Annotated in this window: 19 protein-coding genes and 2 pseudogenes; 9 read left to right on the top strand and 12 right to left on the bottom strand. The window is 67.5% G+C overall.

What is annotated here, in order from left to right; translation table 11 throughout:
- The 4 genes from AC5Y6Y_RS10575 to AC5Y6Y_RS10560 all read right to left on the bottom strand — a co-directional run bounded on the left by AC5Y6Y_RS10575 (position 1) and on the right by AC5Y6Y_RS10560 (position 2502).
- Positions 1-1356 (bottom strand): hypothetical protein, encoded by a 1356-nt coding sequence (locus AC5Y6Y_RS10575; protein WP_499929962.1) that lies wholly within the window; start codon positions 1354-1356, stop codon positions 1-3.
- Positions 1357-1365: 9 nt separating this feature from the next.
- On the bottom strand, positions 1366-1662 hold the full coding sequence (locus tag AC5Y6Y_RS10570; protein ID WP_499925728.1) for a hypothetical protein: 297 nt from the start codon (positions 1660-1662) through the stop codon (positions 1366-1368).
- A gap of 148 nt (positions 1663-1810) precedes the next feature.
- Positions 1811-2161 (bottom strand): YbaB/EbfC family nucleoid-associated protein, encoded by a 351-nt coding sequence (locus AC5Y6Y_RS10565; protein WP_463826492.1) that lies wholly within the window; start codon positions 2159-2161, stop codon positions 1811-1813.
- The gene (locus tag AC5Y6Y_RS10560) at positions 2158-2502 is read right to left on the bottom strand and encodes a hypothetical protein (RefSeq protein ID WP_463826491.1); all 345 of its coding nucleotides are present in this window, start codon (positions 2500-2502) and stop codon (positions 2158-2160) included. The genes AC5Y6Y_RS10565 and AC5Y6Y_RS10560 overlap by 4 nt, the downstream gene beginning before the upstream one ends.
- 185 nt (positions 2503-2687) lie before the next feature.
- Between AC5Y6Y_RS10560 and eccA the strand changes: the two genes are divergently transcribed.
- From eccA to AC5Y6Y_RS10545, 3 genes are all read left to right on the top strand, one after another.
- A complete protein-coding gene (gene eccA, locus AC5Y6Y_RS10555; protein WP_499929959.1) occupies positions 2688-4523 on the top strand; it encodes a type VII secretion AAA-ATPase EccA in 1836 nt (611 codons plus the stop codon).
- Positions 4524-4663: 140 nt separating this feature from the next.
- The gene (locus AC5Y6Y_RS10550; RefSeq protein ID WP_499930080.1) at positions 4664-6088 is read left to right on the top strand and encodes a MinD/ParA family ATP-binding protein; all 1425 of its coding nucleotides are present in this window, start codon (positions 4664-4666) and stop codon (positions 6086-6088) included.
- Positions 6089-6179: 91 nt separating this feature from the next.
- Entirely contained in the window at positions 6180-6392 is a 213-nt protein-coding gene (locus tag AC5Y6Y_RS10545; RefSeq protein WP_473139689.1) for a hypothetical protein, read from the top strand.
- Here AC5Y6Y_RS10545 and AC5Y6Y_RS10540 read toward each other — a convergent pair.
- The 6 genes and pseudogenes from AC5Y6Y_RS10540 to AC5Y6Y_RS10515 all read right to left on the bottom strand — a co-directional run bounded on the left by AC5Y6Y_RS10540 (position 6389) and on the right by AC5Y6Y_RS10515 (position 12162).
- Positions 6389-7939, bottom strand: coding sequence for a class I adenylate-forming enzyme family protein (locus AC5Y6Y_RS10540; RefSeq protein WP_499929957.1), 1551 nt, complete (start codon positions 7937-7939; stop codon positions 6389-6391). The genes AC5Y6Y_RS10545 and AC5Y6Y_RS10540 overlap by 4 nt on opposite strands.
- Positions 7936-8880: an acyl-CoA dehydrogenase family protein gene (locus tag AC5Y6Y_RS10535; protein ID WP_499929955.1), complete on the bottom strand. Its 945-nt coding sequence runs from the start codon at positions 8878-8880 to the stop codon at positions 7936-7938. Before AC5Y6Y_RS10535 ends, AC5Y6Y_RS10540 begins: the two co-directional genes overlap by 4 nt.
- The gene (locus AC5Y6Y_RS10530; protein ID WP_463826486.1) at positions 8877-10034 is read right to left on the bottom strand and encodes an acyl-CoA dehydrogenase family protein; all 1158 of its coding nucleotides are present in this window, start codon (positions 10032-10034) and stop codon (positions 8877-8879) included. Before AC5Y6Y_RS10530 ends, AC5Y6Y_RS10535 begins: the two co-directional genes overlap by 4 nt.
- Positions 10031-10438: pseudogene (locus tag AC5Y6Y_RS10525) on the bottom strand (acyl-CoA dehydrogenase family protein); the annotation flags it as partial. The gene AC5Y6Y_RS10530 and the pseudogene AC5Y6Y_RS10525, both read right to left, overlap by 4 nt.
- A gap of 57 nt (positions 10439-10495) precedes the next feature.
- Positions 10496-11116: pseudogene (locus AC5Y6Y_RS10520) on the bottom strand (acyl-CoA dehydrogenase family protein); the annotation flags it as partial.
- On the bottom strand, positions 11113-12162 hold the full coding sequence (locus AC5Y6Y_RS10515; RefSeq protein WP_463826484.1) for an acyl-CoA dehydrogenase family protein: 1050 nt from the start codon (positions 12160-12162) through the stop codon (positions 11113-11115). The gene AC5Y6Y_RS10515 and the pseudogene AC5Y6Y_RS10520, both read right to left, overlap by 4 nt.
- Before the next feature lie 69 nt (positions 12163-12231).
- On the opposite strand from AC5Y6Y_RS10515, the gene AC5Y6Y_RS10510 reads away from it, so the two are divergent.
- A complete protein-coding gene (locus tag AC5Y6Y_RS10510; protein WP_499929953.1) occupies positions 12232-13089 on the top strand; it encodes an LLM class flavin-dependent oxidoreductase in 858 nt (285 codons plus the stop codon).
- Here the strand turns inward: AC5Y6Y_RS10510 and AC5Y6Y_RS10505 are convergent.
- Both AC5Y6Y_RS10505 and AC5Y6Y_RS10500 read right to left on the bottom strand, forming a co-directional pair.
- A complete protein-coding gene (locus tag AC5Y6Y_RS10505; protein ID WP_499929951.1) occupies positions 13046-13780 on the bottom strand; it encodes an SDR family oxidoreductase in 735 nt (244 codons plus the stop codon). The two genes, AC5Y6Y_RS10510 and AC5Y6Y_RS10505, sit on opposite strands and share 44 nt — an antisense overlap.
- Positions 13777-14598: a FadR/GntR family transcriptional regulator gene (locus tag AC5Y6Y_RS10500; protein ID WP_463826481.1), complete on the bottom strand. Its 822-nt coding sequence runs from the start codon at positions 14596-14598 to the stop codon at positions 13777-13779. The genes AC5Y6Y_RS10505 and AC5Y6Y_RS10500 overlap by 4 nt, the downstream gene beginning before the upstream one ends.
- An 87-nt stretch (positions 14599-14685) precedes the next feature.
- Between AC5Y6Y_RS10500 and AC5Y6Y_RS10495 the strand changes: the two genes are divergently transcribed.
- The 5 genes from AC5Y6Y_RS10495 (at position 14686) to AC5Y6Y_RS10475 (ending at position 20549) form a co-directional block, all read left to right on the top strand.
- Positions 14686-17094: a CaiB/BaiF CoA-transferase family protein gene (locus AC5Y6Y_RS10495; RefSeq protein ID WP_499930079.1), complete on the top strand. Its 2409-nt coding sequence runs from the start codon at positions 14686-14688 to the stop codon at positions 17092-17094.
- 11 nt (positions 17095-17105) lie between these two features.
- On the top strand, positions 17106-17297 hold the full coding sequence (locus tag AC5Y6Y_RS10490; protein ID WP_463826480.1) for a ferredoxin: 192 nt from the start codon (positions 17106-17108) through the stop codon (positions 17295-17297).
- A gap of 96 nt (positions 17298-17393) precedes the next feature.
- Positions 17394-18524 carry an aromatic ring-hydroxylating oxygenase subunit alpha gene (locus tag AC5Y6Y_RS10485; protein WP_463826479.1) on the top strand — a complete coding sequence of 377 codons (1131 nt, stop codon included), beginning with the start codon at positions 17394-17396 and terminating at the stop codon, positions 18522-18524.
- Positions 18525-18532: 8 nt separating this feature from the next.
- A complete protein-coding gene (locus AC5Y6Y_RS10480; RefSeq protein ID WP_499929949.1) occupies positions 18533-20098 on the top strand; it encodes an AMP-binding protein in 1566 nt (521 codons plus the stop codon).
- 28 nt (positions 20099-20126) lie between these two features.
- Complete coding sequence (locus tag AC5Y6Y_RS10475; RefSeq protein WP_499929947.1) at positions 20127-20549, top strand: nuclear transport factor 2 family protein; 423 nt, start codon at positions 20127-20129, stop codon at positions 20547-20549.
- Positions 20550-20780 lie beyond the last annotated feature (231 nt).

The raw sequence follows: 20780 nt of genomic DNA, 5'->3' as shown, positions 1-20780 counted from the left end.
CTAAATCCGAAGTTTGATGTCGGGGTCGTCGTCGAGGTGGGCGGTCGGATCGCCGATCACGGCAGGGCTGGCGGTGCCGAGATCGCCAACGATCTCTCCACCCTGATCCGTCGTGTGCAGGAACGCGGCCGAGGTGTGGCTGCCGCCCGCGCCTGCCTTACCCCCCTGGGCGCCGTAGCCGGCAGCACCGGGGGCCATCATGCCCGCGGCGCCCACTCCGGCCGCGCCGGCGGTCGGCCGGGCGGACAGCGAGCGCGCCATGGCCGCGGTGTTGGTGTTGTCGTTCTGCACCATGGGCGAAGACGGCGTGGCCCGGGCCGGGCTCGTGGCGCCGACGCCGCCGCCACCGTGACCGCCACCGCCGGGGTGAGCACCGACCATCCGGCCGGTGTGCCCCAGCGCTGATGCAGCCGGAGCGCCACCGGTGCCTTGGGCTGCCTGCCCCAGGCTGGAGGCCAGCCCGGTGCCGGCCTGCATCCCGGCCTGCAGCGCTTGAGTGCCCGCCTGCATCCCGATCGTCAGCGGCATCATGCCCATCTGCATCGCCGGACCGATCATGCTCATCCCCACCGACAACATCGGGGCGAGCATCCCCATCGCCATTTGCGGGCCCTGGGCGACGGCGACGGGAGCACCGGTCGCGGTGGTGGCGGCCGCCTGGCTGGTCAGCGTGCTCTCCAGCTCAGTGATGGCTTCGGTGGCCAGCGCGCTGGCTCGCGCACCTGACTCGACCATGTTCGGCGCGGTCCACGGCAACCCGGCCGAGAGTGCCTCGAGCTCGTGCTGGCACTGCTGCAGGATTTCCAGCAGGCGCGCTTGCCCTTGCGCGACGTTGGCGGCGGCGGCGCTGTATTCGCCGCCCAGCGCAGTGCCCTGCGCGGCAACGGCCGCCCCGTTGGCGAGGGTTTCTCCGGTCTTCGCGGCTGCGGCGCCGGCTCCGGCGCCGGACCAGCCCTGGCCGCCGGCACCGCCCATCATCTGGCCCAGCGCCTGCTGCACCCCGCCGGCGGCCTGTTGGAAGGCCTGGCTGATCCCGCCGAACATCTGCGTGGGATTGAGGCCCTGGAACAGGCCCGGGCCCAGGGTGCCGAGCATGTCGGTGACGGGTTTGAGCAGCCCGCCGGCAAAGTTGTTGCCCATGCCGCCGGGAGCTGCGGTGAGGTCAGCAGGGATCGCCTCGTCGGGGAACTGCGGGCCGCCGGGCGGGAGCTGACCCAGATTGAACTGATGCAGAATGTCCTGCACCGGACGGTTGAGCCAGGCCTGCAGGTCGTTCTCCAGCTGGTTGACCACCGGCAGATGGTCGAAGTCCGCGGGATCGACCTGGCCGGGCGGCGCCGCGTCGGTGGTGCCCATGCGCGCTGCCTAGGCTTCGACGGTGCCGTCGACGTTCGACTGAGCGGCGTGCGAAATGTGCGTCGCCGCGCCCAGCAATCCGTGCTTGGCGGCGGTCATCATGCCGCTGGCGACGTTGTTCGCCGTCGACTCGAACATTGCCGGGATCATGTTCGCCACTGCGATCGGGCCCAGCGCCATCGAGAACGAACTCATCTGTGCGGGCGTGACGGCGCCGAACGCCGTGGTGATCGCCGCGCTCGCGGCCTGCTGAGCGTCGGTGAGAACTGCCATGAACTCGGGCTGCATCTCGAATGGCGTCGGCATCTCTTCCCCCCATTTCCCGCTGTCCCCGGTCCGCCAGCGCTGGTCGTTTCACGATAAGCACCCGGGTCAGCTATAAACCGCACGAATTTTAAGCAGACTCTTGTCACGCCCGCGATTCACACGTGTGCAATAAGCGCAGGAAAAGGGGCTAATCCGATTCGACGACGGTGCCGTCACTGCGCACCAGCGGGGCCTTTTGCAGCTCGTCCATGCGGGTGCTGAACTCCTTGAACAAGAAGCTGTAGCGTTCCATGGCCACCTTGGCTGCAGCCTGCGCGGTCTCGACGATGAGTGAAGCCAGCGCATCGGGATCCAACCGGCTGGCGGGGGGGCCCAGCCACAATCCGGTCAGGCTGCCGAGGCCGTTGACTTCGGCGCTTACCGCGCGGTCGCGACTGGTCACCCGCGCCGAAATCGTCTTGGACTGCTCGGTCATCGACTGCAACAGGTCGCGCTGCTTGATGGCCCGCGCGATCACCGATTGGGCCAGGCTGGTCATACCGGCCTCAGCCAGGTCGTCGGGTTGTCGTCGTCCTCGTCGCCGAACAGCTCGAGCTCGGCGCGCGCCAGGTCGTCCTCGGTCGGCAGACCGATCTCGCGCAGTACCGAGGGGGTGAAGCCCTTGTCCACCAGGCTGCGTCGGTAGGCCACCTGAGACCGCAGTGCCGACAGCTGGCACAACGCCAGGATCTCGCCGGCCAACTCCTGCGGCGGTCTGGCCAGTTCACTGCGGTCGATCTTGAGCGCCGTCGGGAGCCCGCGTTCGGTCGTGACGACAGCGATGGTGCCGGTGCGAGACCGAACCGGTTGCGCTCGCTGTTGCGGATGTTCCGGGGGCACGTGTCCTCACTTTAGGCGCGATATTGAAACCCGTCAGATCGGTACAATAACTTCCTATCGCCAGGTGTGGGGGAAAGGACGTTTTGTGCTTATTTGTGCGGTCCGTCATCCGCACCACCGGCAGCGGTCTCATTCGCGCGACTTTCGCCTAGCTCGTAGTCGCTAGTAGTAAGGACATCAAGCAGATGCCTGGCACCAGGGATGCCCAGCGCGTCTTCGACGCCGGTGTGTTGTCGTTGGGCATTCCCGTCAACGGACTGGAAGTCGACCGCGATGTGCAGTACGCGGCCCTGGCGTTCAAACGTGCCACCGAGCACGATCCGCAGATGAGCGACGCGTGGTTGGGACGTGCCGCCGCCGGTGACACCAGCAGCGAGGTGATCTACAACCTCTGGCGCACCAGCAAGGACAACCTGTACCGCGAGCAGCGTCGCCTCGGGCTGCCCCGGCACGCGCTGGCCGGCCGCTTCCAGACCGGGTTGTACCTGGACTACACGCTGAGCACGCTCACCGAGGTGTGGCTGGGCTACGCAGCCAGCATGATCGCCGGCAAGGACTACGACGAGGCCGAGCGGGTGCTCGACGAGCTGGACACCATGCGACGATCCATGCCCGACGGCGACGCCGATTCCGCCGAGATCTGCGCCTACGTGCGGGCCGTGCTGCACTTCACCACCCAGCGCTGGCCCGATGTGCTTGCCGCACTGGCTAATTCGGCCTCGTTCAGCGACGACTACATCGCGGCTGGAGCACACCTGATGGTCGGTTCGGCGTGCGCGCAGATGGGCTTGTTCGGTGAAGGCATCCGGCGCCTCGACCAGGCGATCGACGGTCCGATTCCGGCTGCCGGCCGGGCCGCCGAATTCTGCAAGGGCCTCACGCTGCGCGAGATGGGCAAGGAGGCCGAAGCCCGGGTCATCTTCGAGCGGATCTACAGCGAAGAGCCGGGATTCGAGGCCAACGCGTCGGCGCTGCACGATCCCAAATTCCGGCTCATCATCACCAGCAAAGACGACATCGACTCCCGCACGGACAAGTGGGATCCCGGCACCGCCCGCAGTGCCCGGGAAGTCGACGTCGAGAGCATGAACGAGCGCAGCAACGAGTACCTGCGCGCGGCGCAGCAGGAGCTGGACCGGCAGATCGGTTTGACCGACGTCAAGCTGCAGGTGGCCAAGCTGCGGTCGGCCGCCAAGCTGGCCAAGGTCCGCGAAGGCAAGGGCCTCAACGCGGCTGCGCGCAGCCTGCACCTGGCCTTCACCGGACCACCCGGAACCGGCAAGACCACGATCGCTCGCGTGGTGGCCCAGGTTTACTGCGGATTGGGACTGCTCAAGACGCCCGCCGTGGTCGAAGCCAAGCGCGCCGATTTCGTCGGAGAGCATCTGGGCAGTACGGCGATCAAGACGTCGGCGCTGATCGACACCGCGATGGACGGCGTGCTGTTCATCGACGAGGCCTACACGCTGATCCAGACCGGGCTGGCCGGCGGCGACGCCTTCGGCCGGGAGGCGGTCGACACGCTGTTGGCGCGGATGGAGAACGACCGCGACCGGCTAGTGGTGATCATCGCCGGCTACGACGCAGAGATCGACCGCTTCCTGGCCTCCAACGAGGGGATGGCCTCGCGGTTCACCAAACGGATCCGGTTCAATTCCTACACCCCGACCGAGCTGGGCGACATCGGCCGGCTGATCGCCAAGACCCGCGACTCTGAGCTCACAGAACCTGCTTACGAGGAACTGGTGACCGCCTGCACGGTGCTCTACGACAGTCAATCGGCCGACGACTCCGGGCAGTTGCGCCGCGATGTCGATCTGGTGGGCAACGGGCGGTTCGTCCGCAACGTGATCGAAGCGGCCGAGGAGGAGCGGGAGTACCGGCTCAGCGAGCGCCCGGACGTCAGCGTCGAAGATCTCGACGAGACCGAACTGATGCGCATCGAGCTCGGCGACATGCGTGCTGCGCTGGGAAATGTGCTGGGCATGTCCACCGGCCAGCTGACTTCGAGAACGCGATAGTGAGCCAATCCGACGCACCCAGGACCGGGTTCAAGCGCAGCAGCGACGCGGACACCAATCCCATCCCCGTACAAGCAATTCAGGCCAAGCTGGCGGAGGAATCCGACGGATCGGACGTCGACGAGGCGCCGCCGGGACCGATGTCGGCAGGCACCAAGGTGATGACTTTGCCGCCCGCGCCGCCGGCAGAACCGGAAGTGTCGGAGCCGGAGTCGTCGGAACCGGAGGCGTCGGAACCGGAGTCGTCGGAACCGGAGTCGTCGGAACCGGAACCGAAGGCGCACTCAGAACCTGAGGCCGCGCCGGATCCAGCGCCGCCGCGTCCCGGCCCGATGGCGCAGAGCACGGCCGTCTTCCGGTTGCCGCCCCAGCCGCGGGTGCGCCCGGGTCCGCCGCGCCGGCCCGCTGCGGGCGCAGAGCCGCCGGTGGCACCGCCGGTGCGTCCGGCCCCACTACCCAGGCGGCCGGTGCCGCCGCCGGTGGCCGCACCGCCGCCCGCCGTCGCCCAACAGCCGGCCCAACCCTCCGCGGACCCCAGGCTGCAGCCGCCCGCATCCCCGCCGGTCGCGACACCGTTCACCCGCGCCGCCCTCAGCGCACCGGTTCCGCAGCCGGGTGTTCCCGACCCGCGCATCCCGTCGCACACCGATCTCGGACTGGTGCGCCGCGCCCGGCCGCTGCCGCAGCGCGGCTGGCGCAGGGTGGTGCACCGCTTCACCGGTCTCAACCCCGGCGAATCCGAACTGGAGAACACGCGCCAGAAGCTGGTGGCGCGGGTGAGTCAACCGGTGCGCGGCGACTACAGCATCGCGGTGTTGTCGATGAAGGGCGGTGTCGGCAAGACCACGACGACCGTCGGATTGGGGTCCACTTTCGCTGCCATCCGCGGCGACCGCGTCATCGCCGTCGACGCCAACCCTGACTTCGGCACCCTGGCACAGCGCGGGCCTGATCAGAGTAGGTCCACAGTGCGGGACCTGTTGTTGGACGACAACATCTTTCGGTATTCCGACATTCGCAGACACACGTCGCAGAGCACGAGCCGGCTGGAAATCCTTGCCTCCGAGCGTGATCCGGCGACTTCGGAAGCGTTCTCCGACGCCGACTACCGCGTGGTGATTCGGCTGCTGCAGCGGTTCTACAACCTGATCCTGACCGACTGCGGCACCGGCCTGGTGCATTCGGCGATGTCGGCCGTCCTCGACGAAGCCGACGCGATCGTGTTGGTCGCCTCGCCCGCCATCGACGCCGCCCGCAGCGCGTTCGCAACCCTGGATTGGCTGGAGCATCACGGTCGGGGGCATCTGGTCCCCAACGCCACGGTGGTGATCAGCGCCGCACGCCCCGGCAAAGCGTCGGTGGATCTGGACAAGCTGGCCGCCCAGTTTCTGACGCGTATCCGGTCGGTCCATGTCATCCCGTTCGACGACCACCTGGCACAGGGGTCCGAGGTGGTGCTGGACCTGATGGCCAACCGGACCCGCCAGGCGTTTCTCGAGCTGGCCGCGTCTATCGCCGACGGATTCGCCGATACCAAACGCAGTGATCGGATGTCGCGCGGCTGAGCCCGGGGGGATTCAATGCCGCGCCTGAGGTGCGGCGCTCTGATATAGCCATCAGGACGCCGCGGAATGAGCAGGGGGTGCCGTGAAAGCCGTGGTCGTAACACTCGTCGAGTTGCTCGTGATCATCGTCGCCATGGCGGCGTGGGTGTTCGTGGACGCCAGAGCCCATGCCGGACGCGGCCGTCCGATCATCTCGTCATACGGCTCGCTCCAACTGAACACGCCGATCGCGTGGTTCCTGGCCTGCCTGGTCATGTGGGAGACGTTCTTTCCGCTCTACCTGGACACTCGGGCCTTCACCTAGCCGCTGTCAGTGGCAGTGTGGTTCACCGGAACACCGGCGTCACCGCCCTCGCGCGCCGCGATCAGCGCCGAGCGATTCACCTTCGTCGCCGCGGTGCGGGGCATCTCGTCGACGAACTCGACGGTCTTGGGGACCTTGTAGGGGGCCAGACGGCTCTTGGCGTAATCGATCACCTGCTGCTCGGTCAGCGGCTCGCCGGTATGGGCCGATACCTGTACGACGGCGTGCACCCGGCGGCCCCACTGCGCGTCGGACAGACCGATGACGACGACGTCGGCGATGTCGGGGTGCCCGGAGAGGGCGGATTCCACTTCCGCCGGGAAGACGTTGGCCCCACCGCTGACGATCATGTCGGCGCGCCGGTCGGTGATGTACAGGAAACCGTCCTCGTCGAGATGGCCGATGTCGCCGGCGGAGCGGAAGCCGTCGTCGGTGGACGGCAGCGGTGGTGCGCCGCCCAGGTAGCGGTATCCCGCGCTCATCGCCGCCCGCAGGTAGATGTCGCCTTCCTCGCCCGGTCCCAGCGGCTTCTTGTCGGCGCCGAGAATCCGGATTTCGGTGTCGCGGAAACCACGTCCCACGCTGCCCGGGTGCGTCAGCCACTCGTCGCCGCGTAGCGCCGTGAGTCCAAGATTCTCAGTCATGCCGTAGGCGGTGATGATCTGCTCGGGGCTCAGCAATTCGAACCAGGTGCGCAACAGTGCCGGCGGCATGACCGCGGCGCCTTGCAGGATGAACACGACGCTGGACAGGTCGCGCTGCCGGATGTCGGGCAGCGCTGCCACCCGCGCCAGCATGGTCGGGGTGGCGGTGAAATTGGTGATCCGGTAACGCTCGATGGTGTCCACAAACAGTGGCGCGTCGAACTTTTCGAGGATCACCAGGCGGTCGCCGCCCAGCAGCATCAGAAAGGTCGCGAATCCGTTGGTGTGATACATGGGAGCCGGAACCATGATCCGCTGTGGCTTGGCCACCGGTGTCCAGTTCGACAGGAACGGCTCACCCTGCTGCGGAATCCACAGCGACGGCGCCAGGTTGAGGATGACCTTCGGCACTCCGGTGGACCCGCTGCTGCAGATCCCGTTCGCGGTGGGGGAAACGGCTGTGGGCAGCGGGCTTTGGGATTCGGCCGCGGCCACTGCGTCGAGTTCCCACCGGCTGGTGTCGTCGACCACGACAACCGGGTCGATCACTTCGCGCACCCGGTTACGTTCCCATTCGGGCAGATCCCAATGCATCGGGATCGGAACGGCGCCGATCTTCCAGCAGCCCAGCGTGGCGAGCACCAGGTGCACCGAGTTCGGAATGGCAATGGCGACAAAGGAACCGGTCCCGGCACCGCGGGCGGCCAGTGCACGTCCCCACTGGTTGGCGCGGGCGTCGAGTTCGCCGAAGGTCAGCGTTTCCACGCTGCCGTCCAGCGCGACCACCGTCACCGCCGGGTCATCGTGCTGCTGCTCGCCCAATTCCTGGAGCTTGGTGCTGAAGGGGACGCCGTCGGCGAACGGGTTGACGGGCGCATCCGACGGTGCGGGCTGGGTGGTCATGCCGAGGCCCGCTCGCTGAACAGCGTTTCGAAGTGTCCCTCGCGCACATCGGCGATCAGTCGCAGGCTCAGCGCCTCCGGCCCCGCGGGCAACCGGATCAGCGGTTGGGTATGCCGGTCGAGCACGCTGACGTCGGATTCGTCACAGAATCCCAGCGCCCCGAGCAGTTGGTGCGCAGCGCGCAACACCTGCCGTGCGGTTTCGGCGGCCTTGAGCCGCAGTACCAGAGCGTCCGCCGAAAGAGTCCGTATGGCAACCGATTCCGGTCGGCAGATGGTGTACTTGGTCAGCTCGTGCAGTCCGCGCACCCCGACCGATGCATCCGCGACGGCGAATCGGACCGACTGGAAGTCCGCCAACGGCTTACCGAACTGCACCCGGGCCTGCACATGCTCGGTGACGATGTCCAGCGCCCGCTGCACCGCCCCCAGAATCCGCCATGATCCCAGCACGAGATGAAGGTTAACGTCGGCGGCCGGCACGGTTTCGCCGGGTCCCTCGCACGCGCTCAAGGTTGCCGGCACCAGGAAGGGGCCGAGCTTGGCACCCGCGCGGGTTCCCGGCCGGGCGTGGTAGCTGTTGCCGTCCAGATCGGCGGCGATCCAGGTGCCCGCCAGATCGCCGTGGTCGATGCGCGCAGCCGCGGGGTCGACCAGCGCCAGCCGGGCGCCGTCGATCGCCAGCAGTTCCTCGACGAGCGGGTAAGGCAATGCCACCGCCCCGGCGACCTGGCACAACACCGCGGCAGCCAGCAGGTCGTCGGTCCCCGACCGCACGTCGAGGTCGAATGCACCGAGTTCGGCCAGAGCGTCGCGCGCCGCATGGCGGACGGTGTCGTCGGCTTCGGCGCGCAGTGCCGCCTGCGGCCCCCCCAACCGGGTCAGCCGCTTGGCGGCGACCGCTGCGAAATCGGCGATATCCTGCGGCAGTTCGGTATTCACCGGCGCTCTCCCAACACGTCGCGGGCCACCATCATGCGCTGGACTTCGATGGTGCCCGAGGCGACGGTGGCGGCCTGCGCATAGCGCCAATGGTCGTCGACCGCGCCGTGCAGTGCGGCGGTGGCGCCGCTGTCCAGCGCCGTGGGTCCCAGCACATCGAAGAGCAGCTCGGCGACCAGTTGATCGCAGGTGGTGGTGGCGATGCGGGCGGCGCTGGCCGCGGCGCCGGCCTGCGGATCGTCCTGCAGCGACACCGCGCGGTAAGCCATCAGCCTGGCCACCCGCAGATCGACGAGCGCCCGCACCCATCGGCTGCGGATCGATTCCGGTAACCGGTCCCAGTCATCGCCTAGCGCGGTCTGCATGCGGTCCAGCAGGGCCTCGCAGCGGGCGTAGCGCGCGATGCCGACGCGTTCGAACGCCAGCGCCTCGCGCATCACCCGCCAGCCGTCACCGGGCTCACCCAGGATGTCGTCGTCGGATGCCGGCACCCCGTCCAGGAACACCTCGTTGAGGTGATGCGGCCCGAGCATCGACGGGATGCCACGCACGGTGAACCCTTCGCGGTCCATCGGAATCAGAAACAGGCTGAGGCGCTTGGGTTTCGGCGCATCCGGGTGGGTGCAGGCCGCCAGCACGCACCACGACGCCATCCGGGCGTAGGAGGTCCACACCTTCTGCCCGTCGATGCGCCAACCGGTGCCGTCCGGCACGGCGCGGGTGCGCAGTGAGGCGAGGTCGGTCCCGGCTTCCGGCTCGGAGAATCCCTGACACCAGATCACCTCACCGGATGCGATGCCGGACAGGTGTTTTGCCTTCTGCTCGGCCGTCCCGTGCCGCATGATCGCCGGACCGACCCAGTTGATGCCCATGTACTGCGGTCCACGCGGCTCGTAGTTGGCCCACATCTCTTCACGCAGCACGGTCTGCTGCCAGATCGAACCGCCACCGCCGCCATGTTCTTTCGGCCACGCCAGCGCCAGCAACCCTTCGGACGCCAACAGCTTGCAGAACGACTCGGTGGTCGCCAGGTCGTCCGGATCGTCGGTGCAGGCGCCGAGAAAATCTTCCGGAATGTGGTCGGCTATCAACTGGCGCAACCGGTTTCGCAGCTCACCGGCGTCGTCACCGAGATCGTAGTCCATCGTGGTCATCCCTTCGGCAGCCCGAGCACCCGCTCGGCGATGATGTTGCGTTGGACCTCGGAGGTCCCACCGTAGATGGTGGCGGCCAGCGCATCCTGGCGTTCGAACAGCAGGTCCGGGTCCGAGCTCGAAGCCGGGCCGGCCGCGGCTGCGCTCAACTCCCAGACCCGTTGCAGCGTCAGCGATCCGAGGAGTTTCATGGTGTCGGCCTCCGGGCTGGGCCGCCCGGCGAGTTCGTTGGCCAGGGCGCGGTAGCCGGTGGCCCGCAGCGCCTCGGCGTCGGCGTGCAACCTGCCCAGTTCGGTGTGGACGTCCGGGTTGTCGCCAATGGAGGCCAGCCCGCGTTTGATCTCGACCCAGTTCATGATCCAGATCATCTGCCGCTCATGGTGTAACGACGCCAGCGCGACATTCCAGCCGCCGTTGCACGGACCCAGCAGGTTGGCTGCCGGCACCTCGACGTCGTCGAGGAAGACCTCGCAGAACGTCTCGTCGGAGATCGAGGCCATCCGGATGGTCTCGATCCGCACCCCCGGTGACTCCAGGTCGAGGATCAGGCAGGAGATGCCGCGGTGCTTCGGCGCGTCCGGGTCGGTGCGGGCATACAGGGTGCACCACCGCGACAGGTGGGCCTGGGTGGTCCAGATCTTGTGGCCGTTGACCCGGAACACCTCGCCCTCGCGCACGGCACGGGTGCGCAAACCGGCGAAATCGGACCCGGCCTCCGGTTCGGACATGCCCAGGGCCCACCATTCGTCGCCGCGCAACGCGGGAACCAGCAGGCGCTCGATCTGTTCGGGCGTGCCGAACTGGCGGATGCCCGCCGCCGCAACGTTGGGCCCGGCGATGTTGGGTAGCTTGGGCGCACTGCGCAGTGCCGCCTCGATGCGGATCTCCATGGCGTCGCGCAGGCTCAGTGAGCGCCCGCCGTGCTCGCGCGGCCAGGTGGGTTGTATCCAGCCGGCCTCGAAGGCGGCCCGTTGATAGTCGCGCCGCAGCGCTATGTCCCAGCGGTACTCCCGATAGCGGTCGTAATAGTCGCCGGGCAGAAAATCGGTCAGCCACGCACCGAATTCGTCGACCACCGTCATGGCGCGCCTCCGGCCAGACGCCGGCCCACCTCGGTGTACAGCGCGCGGCTGTCACCCAGCAGCGACGCGTTCTGCCAGGCGTGCCGGACGAACAAGTGGGCGTCGTGTTCCCAGGTCTGACCCAGCGCGCCGTGCACCTGGACCGCTGTGCGCGCGCACTGGGCGGCGGCATCCGCGGCCGCCGCTTTGGCCATGGCCGCCGCGGTCCAGGAGCACGACCCGGCGGCGGCGTAGGTGAGGCTGCGGGCGCGCTCGAGGCTGACGTAGTTGTCGGCGAGCGCGTGCTTGATGCCCTGGAACGCGCCGATCGGGGTGCCGAACTGCCGCCGCGTCCTGGCGTGCTCGATGGACCGCTGCAGGGCTGCGCCCGCTACCCCGATCAGGTCGGCGGCGACCGCGACCAACGGTGCGGCCAGGGCGGATTCGATGCTGTCGACGGGTGCGACGGCCGCCGGTGCCGCGTCGATATCGGCGTCGGCGACGGGTTGGGCGGGATCGGTGGACTCACCGGCCCGGATGGTCACCCCCTCACCGGCGCGCACCACGGCAGCGACCGGCCCGTCGTCGGAGATCGCCAGTGTGACGATCAACTCCGCGCGGGAACCGTGCGGTATCGCGACCGCCCGTCCGTGCACGCGGCCGTCTTGAAATGTCATCGGTGCGCCCGGTAGCCGCACACCAGGGGAGTGCACGGCCAGGGTCGCGACTACCCCGGAGGTGATCTGCGCCAGCATCTCGTCGACTGCGGGACCCGCGGCACGCAAAACCCCTGCGGCCAGCCCGACCCCGCACAGCAGCGGCACGGGCGCGAGCGCCGCGCCGCACTCCTCGAGGACCACCGCGAGCTCGACCGGACCGAATTCACCGTCGGAGTCACGCGCTGCCAGTTCGGTCCAGCCGAGGTCGACGACCGTCTTCCACAGGACACGCCACCGTTCGGGGTCATCGAGGGCCTGTCGGGCGGCATCGGGCGGGCACTCGGTGCGCAGGATGGCGCGCACGGTGTCGCGCAGCGACAACTGCTCCGACGTCAGACCAACATCCATAAGACCCCTAACATAATAAAAATAGTAAACTAGCGACCCACGCGCAAACGGACATGGTGAGGTGGTCGGATGGTCGAGTGGTACCTGTTTCTGCCGCAGGTTCGGCTACCGGTGGCCGACATCGTGGACCGGGCGAAGCATGCCGAGGCCGGCGGGTTCGATGGGATCGCTTTCATCGATCATCTCGAGGCGCCCGGGCAGCCGGGTGAAAACATCTGGGAGGCAATGGGCGTCGCCGGCTGGGTCGCCGCGAAGACGCAACGGTTGCGGGTCGGTCATCTGGTGCTGTGTGACGCTTTCCGGCATCCGGCGGTGCTCGCCAAACAGGCCGTCACCCTGTCCGAGGCGTCGGAGGGCCGATTCGAACTGGGCCTCGGGTCCGGATCCTGGCCTGCGGAGTTCACCAAATTCGATGTCGGTCAGCAGGATCCGGTTGCCCGGGTAGAGCAGCTCGGGCGACACCTGGGACTGATCAAGCAGTACTGGGCCCGGGACCAGCATCCCCGGCCCACGTACCCGATACCGCTGGTCCTGGGTGGCAGCGGCCCGCGGATGATGAAACTCGTTGCTGAACACGCGGATTGGTGGAACCTGCAGGCAAATCACCTCGACCGGCTGGCCCGGCTGTCCGACGCCACCGGCTCGGCACGGATATCGGTCCAGCAGATGGTGGGCTTCGTCCGCTCGGGCAGCGATCCCGAGCAGGTCCGCGAGGTCAGCACCCGACGCTTCGGCCACCTCGGCCCCGGGTTGGTGTGCGGCGACGCCGACGAGCTGACCGCCCACTTCGCCGCGCTGGCCGCGCAACGGGTCGAACGCTTCTACGTGTGGTTCGCCGATTTCGCCGCCCCGCAGTCACTGGCTGAGTTCGGTGAATCGGTGATCAGGAAGTTCTCTGGGCCTGCGCTCGCCGGCGGGCTTCGGTAGGCACCACCGGGGCCCGGGCGTACGGCCCGCGCTGCACGGCGCTGAGCCGGATTTCCGGCAGGTCCACCGAGGGGTCGACGGTGTCCAGCCAGGCGACCGTCTCGGCGATGTCGGACACCTGGATCGCGTACATCTCGAACGGAACATCTTGCAGCATCTCGGTTTCCACCGGACCCGGCGTCACCAGGTGCACCGCGATACCGTCGCGGTCGACCTCCAGCGCCAAGGCCCGCGCGAACGCGTTCATGCCGGCCTTGGACGCGGAATATGCGGTGCGGCCCATCATCGGTTCGTGCGAGGCCGAGGACGAAATGAAGATCAGCCGCGACCCGGGCCGCATCCGCGGCAGTACCGCGGAGGTCAGCACGAAGCACGAGTCGAGATTGGCCGAGATGATGGTGCGCCACTGCTCGAAAGTCTGCTTGCGCGCGTACGTTCCACCCAGCGCGCCGGCCGCATGGACGACGAGGTCGATGCGTTCGAGTGGGCTCAGCGCGGCGGCGAACTCATCCGGGTCAGCCGCATCGGCGACGATGGCGCGGGCACCGACCTCGGCGGCCGCCGCGCGCAACGGGCCTTCGCGCCGCGCCAGCACCACGACGTCATAGTCGAGCTGACAAAGCTTGGCGGCGCACGCTTTTCCAATGCCACCGCTACCGCCGGTGACCAGAGCGGTTCGTCGAGTGGTCAAGGGCGCCGGAGGTCCCGCGGCCGGGACAACGCTTGCGGCGACAACGCATAGATCCGCTGTTCGGCGCGGCCGGACAAGACGTAGGTCTGGGTGTCGGCGAGGTGCCGACCGGCGATACGGCGTGCCCGGTCCACGTCGCCCTCGGCGATCGTCTCGGTCAGCTTGATATGGGTGTTCAGCGCGGCCCGGCGCCTGGTCGGCGACGGGTAGGTGCCGCTGGCCGAACTTTCGTCGGCCCATTGCTGTTCGTGGCTGGACCACAGCGTCTCCAGGCTGCCCACCACCGCGATGATGGTGTGGTTGCCGCAACCCCGCACGATGAGGTTGTGAAATTTGCGGCCGATCTCGGTGAAGAGCCGCCCGTCTTCCAGATTTTCCGCCATCTCGTCGTTGACCTGCTTGAGTTCGGGCACCAGGGTGTCGGCCCGGTCGGGCCGCTGGGCCGCCAGCGCCGCACAGGCGGGCTCGAGTTCCTGCAACGCGGCGCCCAGATCGCTGACGACGACGTTCTCGCTCTGCAGCAACAGTCCCAACATGTAGGCGGCGCTGGTCTTGGCCGGTGCGTGCACGACCGCGCCGCCCCGGTTTCCGCGCCGCACCGAGACCAGTCCCTCGGTCTCCAGGATCCGTAGCGCTTCGCGCAGCGAGACCAGGCTGACCTTGAACTGATCGACGAGCACTTCCTGGCGTGGCAGCAGGTCGCCATCGGCGAGCTCACCGTCGATGATCTGGCGGCGCAACTCGTCGGCGACGATCTCGGCGATCCGCGGCGCGGACAGCCGGCGGCGGGCGTCGGGCCCAATACCCAGAGCGGTCATCCGGTTCCTCGCAACCTGCAGCAGGAGAGAGTACACGGTTGCTGACCCCGCGAACTCGTCTGGCTTAGCTATTTTAGCAGTAATGGTATAAATAGCCGCGTGAGTCACGGGGCCGATAACCGGCCGACGCCGCTCGACGATCTGCGAGTCGTCGAGATCAGTGACCGCCTGGCCGGCAGCTATTGCGGGAAGCTGCTGGTGGACGTCGGTGCGGTGGTTCGCAAAGTCGAACCGCCGCAAGGGGATCCGCTGCGGCGCTATTCCGCGACTTGCTCGCCGGTGCCGGACGGCGCAGCCGGCCCGTTGTTCAGTTACCTCAATGCCGGCAAGAGCAGCCTGGCCGTGTCGGCCGATTCCGAGCGCTTCCGCGCCGAACTCGCCGGCGCAGACGTCGTCGTGGTGGCCACCGGACGCGCCCGGGCGGCCGCGCTGGGGATCGACCCGCAGCGGCTGCTGGCACGATCCCCGCAGGCGGTCGTCGTCACCATCTCCGATTTCGGTTGGAGCGGCCCGTTCGCCGATCGCGCTGCCACCGAGTTCACCCTGCAGGCGTGGTCGGGGTGCACGGGTTTCCGCGGCGATCCGGCCGGTCCGCCCATCTCGATCGGGGGTGAGCTCGGGGAGTACATGGGCGGTGTGTATGCGGCATTCGGAGTGCTGGCCGTGCGTCGCCGCGTCGAGCACGGCGGACCGGGGGAGCACCTGGACCTGTCCATGCTCGAAGCGATCACGGCGATGCAGAGCAGCGAATGGCTGCATTCCCAACTGCTTCGGGTGCCGCCGATCCGGCGCACCCTCGAGGTGCCCTCCATCCTTGCCGCCCAGGACGGCTACGTCGGCATCACCATGGTCACCGGGCAACAGTGGCTCGACTTCACCGCAATGGTCGAATGCCCGCAGTTCGAAGACATTCCGCAGCTGCGCTTCCAGATCGGTCGCTGGGAGTACCGCGACATGATCTACGAAGCGATCGGGCCGTGGATGGCGCAGCGCACCGTCGCCGAGATCGTCGAACTCGGCCAGCTCTTCCGGCTGCCGATCGCCCCGCTGGGCAACGGCGCCACCGTCCGGGACATGGACTATATGACCGAACGGGGCGTGTTCGTCGCGAATCCCGCCGGTTTCCACCAGCCGCGGCCACCGTGGCTGATGTCGCGCTGTGCTCCGGCACCGCCGCGCACGTCGCCCGGACTCGGGGACGGGAACGGTCAATCGGCATGGCAACAAAGGGAATCCGGACCAGTGTCGCCCGAAGCCGGGCTGCCGCTGCAGGGTGTCCGCATCGTCGACCTCACCGCCTTCTGGGCCGGCCCGGCCGCCACCCACCTGCTCGCCGCATTCGGCGCCGACGTCGTCAAGGTGGAGTCGATCCAGCGTCCCGACGGCATCCGGTACTCGGGCGGCATGCGTACCGATGTCGACGACTGGTGGGAATACGGCTGGGTGTTCCATGCGATGAACACCAACAAGCGTTCCGTCACACTGGATTTGGGGTCGGCGGAGGGTCGGCGGCTGTTCACCCGGCTGGTTGCCCAGGCTGATGTGGTGATCGAGAATTTCTCGCCGCGGGTGATGGAGAACTTCGGCCTCACCGCCGACGTCATGCTGGAGATGAACCCTGAACTCGTCGTCGCCCGGATGCCGGCTTTCGGGCTGGACGGTCCGTGGCGGGACCGAGTCGGATTCGCGCCCACCATGGAGCAGATCGCCGGCCTGGCGTGGGTGACCGGTCTGCCGGAGACCCCGCCGGTGACCCCGCGCGGTGCCTGCGATCCACTGGCCGGTGTGCACGCCGCGTTCGCGGTGCTGGCAGCGTTGCATTTCGCCGAACGCACCGGGTCGGGACAGCAGGTCGAGCTGCCGATGGTGGAAACGGTGTTGAATACCACCGCAATTCAGCCGATCGAATACGAAGTTTTCGGCAAGACCCTGACCCGGCGTGGCAACCGTGGGCACGGCGGTGTGCTGCAGAACCTGTATCGGTGTGCGGGGCCGGACGACGAGTGGATCGCGGTCAGTGTGTGCGACGACCGGCACTGGGCGGGTTTGGTCGACGTGCTGGGCGCACCCGCCTGGTCAGCCGACGAGCTGTCCACCGCGGCGGACCGACGTGCGCGGGCCGACGAGATCGATGACAGGTTGCGGGACTGGTTCGCCGGCCAGCCGCGGGACAGCGTGGCGGAACGGCTGGCGGGTGCGGGTGTTCCGGTGGCACCGGTCGTCTCGCCGTCCTCGGTGACCGAGAACGTCCAGTTGCGGGAGCGCGGCTTCTTCGAGGCGCTGGAACATCCGCGAACCGGACCCGGCCTCTATCCCACGCCGCCGTTCGCGCTGCTGGCCGGTCAACAAAACTGGCTGAGTCGCCCACCGCCGACGTTGGGCGAGCACAATGAAGAAGTACTGCGCGATCAGTGCGGGCTGACCGAGGAGGAACTCGCGCACCTTGCCGCCAGCGGGGTGATCGGGACCCGACCGGTCGGCGTCACGGCAAAGTAAGGGGACATCTGATGCGCGTAATCGTTGATCCGGACATGTGCGAGGCCAACGGGTTCTGTGAATCGCTCGCCGCCGACATCTTCGAGTTGGGCGATGAGGACGTGGTGCAGATCGCCGACGGTCCGGTGCCCGCCGACCGCGAGATCGATGTGCGCGCGGCGGTGGACCAGTGCCCGCGGGCGGCGTTGAAGCTCATCGACTGAACCCCGATGAGCGGCCGCGTTGACGTTCAATGTCTAAGATAGTAAAAATAGAAATTGGTCGTCGAACCGCGGTGAAGCGTGGGCAACGGAGAAGTCGTGACGGATACATTTTCAGACCTGGCCGCGGACTCGGCGGCCGAAGATCCCTCGGAACGGGAGTTCGGGCCGTCCGGTATCGCGCTATCCACCTATCGCTTTCCGACGGGTTGGTTCATCGTCGGGTTCGCCTCTGACCTGGCCGCCGGCGAAGTCAAGCGGGTGCACTACTTCGGTGAGGAATTGGTGCTCTTCCGCACCAAGTCCGGCAAGGTGAACGTGCTGGACGCCTACTGTCAGCACCTCGGCGCCAACATGGGTGTCGGCGGGACGGTCGAGGGCGAACACATCGTCTGCCCCTGGCACGGCTGGCAGTGGCGCGGCGACGGCACCAACGCCCTGATCCCGTACAGCAAGATCGGTTGCAAGAACAACGTCCGCATCCGCACCTACCCGACGACCGAGTGGTACGGATTCATCCTGGTCTGGCACGAACGCCACGGCCGCGCGCCGTATTGGCAGCCGCCGGTGCTGCCGGAGTTGGAGACCGACGAGTACTACCCGCTGCACCCCCACACCCGGATGGTCAACCGGGTCAAGGTGCACGCGCAGATGATCATCGAGAACGCGGCCGACCCATACCACGTCCAGTACGTGCACAAGGCGGCCAACCCGGCCAACACCGCGTCGTTTGAGGTGTCCGGTTATCACCTGCACGCCACCGTCAAGGCCCACTTCGGCGGCGGCCGGGCTAAAACCTGGCTGACGCCGAACGGGCCGGTCGACGCCAAGATCATCTACGACAACTACTCGCTCGGGTTGGGTATCGTGCGCTTCCCCAGTGACCTGGTGCAGACCTGTCAGGTCACCGGCCAGACGCCGGTCGACGAGGACTACACCGATTACTTCTATACCCAGGCCTCGCTGCGGGAGCCCGGCGACAGCGGCGACAAGCCCACCGGTCGCGCCGCCAAATTCCTTGCGCTGCAACAGGAAGTGATCAAGCAGGACTTCTTCACCTGGGAGAACATGAAGTACCTGGAGAAGCCGAACCTCGCGCCGGAGGAGGCGCATGACTATGCGGCCCTGCGTCGCTGGGCGCACCGCTTCTACCCCGGTGCCGCGCCGTCGCCCAAAGACTTCGGGTACACCGCCGACGGCGAGCCGGACCCGGCCGCCGCTCCGGCCTGATCCCGCCGGTGTCTCCGGGCCCGGGTGATTTCGGTGTCGACGAGTTCACGGTGCCTGCCGTGCTCGATCGTCGGGCCGAGCAGTTCCCGGACCGGGTGATGATGTCGGTGGCCGGTCTGGACATCACGTTCGCCCAGCTACGCCGGCGTTCTCTTGCCGCGGCGGCTCTACTGGCTGATCTCGGTGTGGGACAGGGCGATTGCGTCGCACTGTTCACTGCGACGTGCCCGGAATGGATCTACTTCTGGCTCGGTGCGGCCCGGATCGGCGCAGTGAGTGCCGCGGTCAACGCCGCCAACAAGGGCGACTTTCTGCTGCACAACCTGAAGTTGTCGCAGGCCAAGGTGATCGTCACCGACGCCGAGCGACGGACCCGCCTCGACGAGATCGCCGCGCAACTGAGCACTGATGTTGTGGTGCTTGACGATTCGCTCACCGGGGCATTGGACCGCGAGGTCTTGGTAACCGGTGAGGCCGTTGCTGCCGGTGACCTGGGTGCGCTGTTCTTCACCTCCGGCACCACCGGGCCGTCGAAAGCTGTTGCCACGTCCTGGCATTACCTGTTCACGGTGGCGGCGACCGCAGTGTCGGCCTGGGAGTTCGCGGCGGGGGAGACCCTGTGGACCGCGATGCCGCTGTTTCACCTGAGCGCGGCGCCGGTGGTGCTGGCACCGATGCTGGTCGGCGGCACCACGGTACTGGCCGAAGCTTTTCATCCGGGCGAGGTGTGGGACGACGTGCGCTCCCACGATGCCGTCGGGTTCGTCGGTGCGGGCGCGATGGTGTCCATGCTGCAGAACCTGCCCGCCGATCCGCGCGACGCGCAGTTGCCGTTGCGGTTCATCTCGGCGGCGCCCATCGATGCCGTGTCGTACCGGTCGATCGAGAAGCGGTACGGCTGCGCGGTCGTCACCATGTACGGCATGACTGAGGCATTTCCGATTGCGGTCAACGGCGTTGCCTACGAGGGTGTTCCGGGGACATCCGGGTGCGCGAATCCGAACTTCGAGGTCCGCATCGTCGATGCCGACGGCGTCGAGTGTCCGACCGGATCGGTGGGGGAGATCAGTTGCCGGCCCCGGTATGCCGAAGTGATGAGTCAGGGCTACGTGCGGCCTGGCGACGACGCATTGCTCGTGGACCCCCATCCGGAGTGGTTCCGCACCGGTGACCTGGGCAGGTTCGACGACGGCGGCAACCTGACGTACGTGGACCGCGTGAAGGACTCGCTGCGTCGCCGCGGTGAGAACGTCTCCTCGGTGGAAGTGGAGGCCGTGCTGGCCAGTCATCCGGCTGTGCAGGAAGCCGCCGCCGTGGCAGTGCCCAGTGCGCTGGGGGAGGACGACATCCTGTCAGTTGTCATGTTAAGGCCGGGTGCGGCAATGGATTACGTGGAGCTGCTGGATTTCTGCGCCGCGCGCATGCCGTACTTCTGTGTGCCCAGGTACATCGATACCGTCGATGAACTTCCCAAGAACGTCATCGGCCGCGTCCGCAAGGACGTGTTGCGGGCCCGGGGCTTGACGGCGGGGGCGTGGGACCGGGAAAGCCACGGATACACAGTGAGCCGATGAATACACACCGCAGGAAAGGCGAACCAACATGCCGTTGACCTACCAGGAACAGCAGATGCTGCAGGCCGCGACCGGTCGCGGCGCGATTCTGGATCTGACCGCGCGGCACAACCGGGCCCACGCCGACGGGGACCGCGACGCGTGGATCACCACGTTCCGGCATTCCGGTGCCACCTATGTGCGCGACGGAGAGTCGTTCGACGATCTGCGTGCCGCGTTCGACGGCGGCGACGGGCGACGTCTGGTCACCGTCGACCACGAGATACACGTCGACGGCGTCCACGCGACACAGCATTGTGTGGCAATCCTTTTCCACACCGCGGGCGGCGAAACCACGCTGCAGGCCACCGGTGCGTTCCGGGACAAACTCAGCTACGAGCGCGGCGGCTGGTACTTCACGTCGAGGGAACTGGTGTGGGATTCGGTGCCGAGCTGCCACCTCGTCATGTAGCCGGCAGTGATTCGTGGCCCACAAAGCTGCAAACCAGTGGACATGGCGCTGGATCGCGGCGTAGGCATGCGCTAAAGAGCCGCGACGCCTGAAGATTGCTCCTCAACACCGTCGAGCTGCTCTTTCGTCGGAGTCAGCGCGCGAGATCGTGCCCGAACGTGGTAAGTCGCTCGACAACTCCGGGACACTCATGGTTTCGGGCGCAGCTGCGCTTCGGAAGGCACGGTTTCG

The sequence above is a fragment of the Mycobacterium sp. NGS24 genome (assembly GCF_059813065.1).
This window is presented reverse-complemented; position numbering and strand designations above follow the sequence as displayed.